The organism is Exiguobacterium sp. OS-77 (assembly GCF_000414195.2).
Lineage (GTDB): Bacteria > Bacillota > Bacilli > Exiguobacteriales > Exiguobacteriaceae > Exiguobacterium_A > Exiguobacterium_A indicum.
This window is the reverse complement of sequence record NZ_DF239011.1, coordinates 1-5,353: the sequence shown is the minus strand read 5'-3', so window position 1 is coordinate 5,353 and position 5,353 is coordinate 1. Positions and strand designations below refer to the sequence as shown.

The window sequence follows — 5,353 nt, the reverse complement described above, 5'->3', positions numbered from 1 at the left end:
AGGGAGCGAAGCGATTCCATTCAACATGCCGCAGTGCGCCAGCAAGCGAAGTGAAGGCGTAAACGCCGGAACGAAGTGCGGTAGATCAGGAAAGCGAAAATCTTAAACAGGCATCCAGAGAGAAAGAAGAAAGGATTGTTTATATCAATTACCGAACGTTCTATGATTCCCAAACTTGAAGAAAGAATGCAGGTGTCTAGCCCTATCATATAGAAAATTAAGAGGGTAAAAAGGAAGGTTAATAGTTGGTTATCTGTTAAGGAGGGTTTGAAGGAATGAAGAATATGGACTTAACGATTCTGGATGTCATTGAATTCAACAAACAAATGAAATTCCTCGATGTAGCGAAAACCTATGCTCCAGTAGGACGTGAGAAGCTTCGTGAAGCGATGAAACTTGCTGGAGCGACGTTTGATCAACAAACCAAGAGATGGCATATCGAACAAGGTCATCCAAATGAAAAAAAACGAGTCTTAGATTTCGTTCAATCGAGTCGCATTACTAAATCGAAGCAAGGGAAAGCGCAAGAACAAGAACCTCTTAAAGTAGATCCAGTGACAGGGCAGGCTCAACTGGATGATGTCTATTTTGATATTGAGACGAGAACTGAACGAATCATTCGTAAAAAGGTATCACTTGATCTTGATGTAGCATTACATAAGCAGCTAAAACATATTGCTCTTGAAAATGATGTGAAGCTGTACGAATTAGTAGAAGGGGTATTACGCGATTATGTACGTAGACAAAAATAATTTGTAGGTGATTTTATTCTTCTTGTTAAATAGGCTATTACTGAAAAGGATTGTATTAGGCATTTGTAAGTGTTTTTACAAATGCCTAATACAATCCTTTTTTGAATCCCTATAAAATGTTCAACATAATAAAAAAATAAATAATGATATATATATGAAGATAAAAAAATAGAACGTATTTTCTGATTGACTAAATTTTCTGAATATGATATCCTCATTAAGGGACTTTTCTAGTCTCTTATAGGGCTTAATTGGGAGGGTTGGTTCGATTTGGAAAAGACGAAAGCGGAAAAGCAAAAAAAAAGCCTCGAATATGCTGGATCGCAATTCAGAGAGGCTTTATAAATACACTACATTTTCTTACCGTCATAAGTAATGTAGCATGAATAAAGTCCTCTCTTCAATAAAAAATGACCTAAAAGGTCTGAGAGGATATTTATGAATAAAAAAACAAAAATTTTATTTAGCAAGAGATTTGAGATTAAGGGGACTCAAGAATCCTTTGATTTCTTAGATGTTTACGTTAATGCTGATTCACTATTTTTCGTTGATGCAGCAAGAATAAAGTATGAATCTACTAGAAAAAGTGAGTATCAATATCTGTTCATTCGTATGCAAGAAAAAATCGATAGTTTCTTTAACAAGGTTTTGTCTTTATACGAAACTCTTGATAAAGACGATGCTGCCAATGAAGCGATTTTTAAGAGTATTCTTGGATATGCGAAAGAAACACAAGCAACGCATTTGGGATTTGGAAAGATTGATTCACCTGGGAAGGGTAGCTCTTTTGAGATTCTCAAAGATGCGTTTGACTATATCTATACCGAAAATCTTTTAGAACAGGGTGTCATTAGTGACTTTGAGGAACTGACTCTCTTCACTGAAAATTTCGCTTACGATAGAATGTCAGACTTTATTATCAGTTTAATCCTTCCAGAGCTTGCAGAGTTTACTTTGATTCAAGCTAAAAAGCATAAGGTTAAGGACATGTATTACTTCAATGAGCCATATACAATTGGTCACGCATGGGATGTTGAACACGAGAAATGGGTTCTCTTTAAAGAAAGAGCTTTATCTAATGGTGGGAAGCCTGTGTTACTAATTCCTATTAATATTATCTCTAGAACTTTTCTATATGACCCTAAAAAGTACTTGTCTCACACTCTGTACAGAAGACAAGATGATTATAGAAACATGGATTCTGAGTACAACACAATTAAAAAAGATGGTACGGTCAAACCGCCATCGCATGATAAAATTAAAGAAATTGAAATCAGAGACTTAGATTTGTCTACGAAGCGTTATTTAATTCAACGTACGCTTGCAGACAAAAAATTAAAGAGCAGCTTCGCAGGCAATATCAGTCATATAGTTGCTAACGGATCTGCTGTTTTAACAGCAGATGAAATTGAGGCGTATAGAATTGCAGATGCAAAAAAAGATAAGTAATTAAGAAAAGCCATCATTTCTTCTTCGGAATGATGGCTTTTTCATATCCTTGCGTGAAATGACAATTCCTCGCAAGGATACCGTTGGTATCAAGCCAAGCACGAAAAAAACGAGCGGAATCACCCGTTTTCACAAACTTTTATTTTCTCGCTTGCGAGTTTTTAAAAGTTTTTTTATTTTCCCCAAAAAAATGGTCCGGCGCGATAAAAAATTCGCGGCCGGATTTCGTATGGTTAAGTTGGCTATGTTATGAGTGTTGTTATGGGTTTGGATATGAGTATAGTTTGGACGAAATATAGCGCAAATATTATCTAATAGTTGTGCGTTTGGTTTCGTATTTAGGTGCGTTTTGGTGTGTTGTTTTTGCGTTATGGATGTATTAGCATGATAAAAAATAGATGTTTTATACAGGAGGAAGTCTTATGAGTAGTAAAAAAGTAAAGATTCTTATGAATAGATCACTACCAGTAGAAAAAAACGAATTGATCAAAAATTACTACTCTTCTTGGAGAACAGCAAACAAGACTTCTAATGCTTCTTTTACGCTTTTGTATTCGAGTTTTAAAGAAAGACACTTATCTACTTTGGAAGCGGGTCCATTACGCCTATACTTGTATTTTTCTTTTAGTGCTGATAATACAACAGGTCATAGTTGGCATAGCATCCAAAAGATAGCGAATTTTTTTAACACTCAAACAAGAACAATCGACAATTGGATCAAAGTTTTAGTTGATGCCGATCTTATTCACAGAGAACGCGTAGATAAAGTTACTAATACAACATTTATAATCCCGTATGGAGATACATGGATGAACTTGGCACCATCCAATTCTAAAATCTTTAAAGAAGATAACCAGAAGCTTGTAAAAAATTTGGTTGAAGTAGTTTCTAAGAGAAAAGAAGTATATGGCGAAATCATTAGAGTTTACCATCTATTCCAATGGAAGGTGACAAAAAAAGAGACCCTTCCGAAGCATTTTCTTTTGATTATTACGCAGCGTAAAAACGGTGTATGTATAAGTCATACTTACGAATTTGGAAGAATGTCGGAATACTCGATTTCCGAACTTGAAATTGAAAACATAGCAACGTTCTCAAGCAAATTCCAATACAATAATAAACCGATTCAAGGTATCGCTATTGATAATGATTCCCCAATCCAACTCAATAACAAATCAAAAGATGTAAGTGACATTTTCGATGAGTTAAAGGAGGCTGATGAGAATGATTTGAAAGATCATCCTGAAGTTGACTTTGGATTATTTGAAGAGTTCTTTACGTTAGAAAGTGAAGAGGACGAATCAGAGGAAGGTGAGGAAAGTAAAGTGAAAGAAGGAAAAACGATATGACTAATCAAAGTGTTTTCAAACTAGATATTAAAAATATGAAAAAAGGACCACACATTGTTGGTGTTGCTAAGAAAGAAATCCTCACTGAATTGGGAATTGCGTCTAATAAAGAATTAGAGATAGTCTTGTGGAAAGATCGTCTACGACACATTGAAAGACACAAAAAAGACTTTAGTAGTGAGGAAGAGTACCTTAGTCATTTAGAGTCTATGCCCGACATAATAAATGATCCTGACTACATTGGTTTGCATCCTACAAATAATAGCATTGAATATGTTAAGCGATTAGATAAAATCGTTCTGATTGCAGTTAGAGTAAAGGCGGATGGTCCTTTGGCGATTCGAACTTTATATCCTTTGAACGAAAATAAGCTCAAAATTTATTTAGAAAGTGGACGAATGAAAATAATCGACAAATAGACAAAGACCTACTTCTACGTTATAATTTCATTGCGTTTAAAGATAGATCAGCAAATTTTTGAGGGCGGAACAGGCAGCCGCCACGCCTCTTTTATCGAGAGGTCTTTGAAGAGATGCAGATTGCCACCTGCCAATAATTTGTTGATTTTTTTAGGTCTCTTGTCGAATCGATAAGAGATTTTTTTTTATGGAAAACGGAAAAAAGAGCATAAGGGGAAACTGCTATCACTCAGCGTGCTAGCCTAGGCGGAGCCTAGTGTTTCCCTGATATCATCAAAATCGCCAAAAGGTCACACCGCGTGCCACTAAAAACGGCATTTTGGCACGGCGGTTGCCACCAAAAAAATGAATTTTCAATTTAAAAAACGATTTGAAATCTCTTTTTTTGAATCGAGATTTGATGCGTGATAAAAATAAAATGTTGTCAGAAAATTGATGTAAGCGTACAATAATCAGTAACAAAATACGGACGGAACAACAAAAAACGCCACTTCTCCCATCTACTTGTCGGGAAACGAGTAGATGATCAACGAAGTGACGCTTTTGAATAGCGAGTGCGGGAACACTAGCTATTGATCGTTGAAGGCACATTGGACGTGACTTCAACTTAGATGCACTTATCATACTAAGGAAACCTAGCTTTTACAAGGTTTTAAGTAGAGAAAAGGACATCGTTCAGTAGCGAGTTTTACGAAACTCGCTACTGAACGATGTCCTTTTTGTTTTGGTCTTACATATAAAAGAGGTCCGCACTCGCTCTTTAAACGAGTAGGTTCATCCAGCCGACGCAGTAGAATGGATCGGTCGTCACCGCAGTTCCAGCACGTGGCGCGACGTTAGCAGGGGAAGGACGGAGAGCCCTGTACATAGCCTAAGTCCCGAAGGGATACGGTAAAGATCGTTGAGAGGTTCAGACGGGGTCATATGGTACGAGACCGTAGGCAGTCCCACGACAAACGGTGGGGAATTTCCTAGTAGGCGGCTGTATGATTGCTGTGACACGACATATGACGGCTTTTGGCCGCCATACAGTGGGTTATATGACGAGTCGCCGAAAGGCAGCAAGGTAGGGCGTGGAAACGCCTTGTGTGCGCGCGAGTGCAGCGAGTCATATCGTAGGGGCGAGACTCCCCTGCAATCTTGGAACGCCTAGACATACGGATACCTCGTCCTACACTGGACGCAGTGCACCGATGGGCAGATTTAACTCTTTCCTTTTTGCAAGGGGTTAGTCTGCCCATCCAGCCGTTTTCCTCGCCTGCCTCCCGCAGTATGCCCTCGCTCTTCAGGTTCTACAAGTCTTTTTATTTAAAAAAAGAATAGAAAGTTCAGGAAAGATGAAGATCAACGACGGGTTCATGTGTCGTGCGAGGGATGTTGAAGG

Annotated in this window: 4 protein-coding genes; all 4 read left to right on the top strand. The window is 37.8% G+C overall.

The annotated features are described in order from the left end of the window. Nucleotides 1-275 precede the first annotated feature (275 nt). The 4 genes from EXG77_RS16250 to EXG77_RS16235 all read left to right on the top strand — a co-directional run bounded on the left by EXG77_RS16250 (nucleotide 276) and on the right by EXG77_RS16235 (nucleotide 3,969). Nucleotides 276-752: a hypothetical protein gene (locus tag EXG77_RS16250; RefSeq protein WP_035399515.1), complete on the top strand. Its 477-nt coding sequence runs from the start codon at nucleotides 276-278 to the stop codon at nucleotides 750-752. A 438-nt stretch (nucleotides 753-1,190) separates the two neighbouring features. Then, a complete protein-coding gene (locus EXG77_RS16245; protein WP_035399513.1) occupies nucleotides 1,191-2,201 on the top strand; it encodes a hypothetical protein in 1,011 nt (336 codons plus the stop codon). Between the two features lie 422 nt (nucleotides 2,202-2,623). Beyond that, nucleotides 2,624-3,550: a hypothetical protein gene (locus tag EXG77_RS16240; RefSeq protein WP_119182634.1), complete on the top strand. Its 927-nt coding sequence runs from the start codon at nucleotides 2,624-2,626 to the stop codon at nucleotides 3,548-3,550. Beyond that, nucleotides 3,547-3,969 (top strand): PBECR2 nuclease fold domain-containing protein, encoded by a 423-nt coding sequence (locus tag EXG77_RS16235; protein WP_052017245.1) that lies wholly within the window; start codon nucleotides 3,547-3,549, stop codon nucleotides 3,967-3,969. The genes EXG77_RS16240 and EXG77_RS16235 overlap by 4 nt, the downstream gene beginning before the upstream one ends. The last annotated feature ends 1,384 nt before the right edge of the window (nucleotides 3,970-5,353 follow it).

Coding starts and splice junctions, on each gene's coding strand:
- EXG77_RS16250 (WP_035399515.1), top strand. CDS start 276: ATGAAGAATATGGACTTAACGATTCTGGATGTCATTGAATTCAACAAA.
- EXG77_RS16245 (WP_035399513.1), top strand. CDS start 1,191: ATGAATAAAAAAACAAAAATTTTATTTAGCAAGAGATTTGAGATTAAG.
- EXG77_RS16240 (WP_119182634.1), top strand. CDS start 2,624: ATGAGTAGTAAAAAAGTAAAGATTCTTATGAATAGATCACTACCAGTA.
- EXG77_RS16235 (WP_052017245.1), top strand. CDS start 3,547: ATGACTAATCAAAGTGTTTTCAAACTAGATATTAAAAATATGAAAAAA.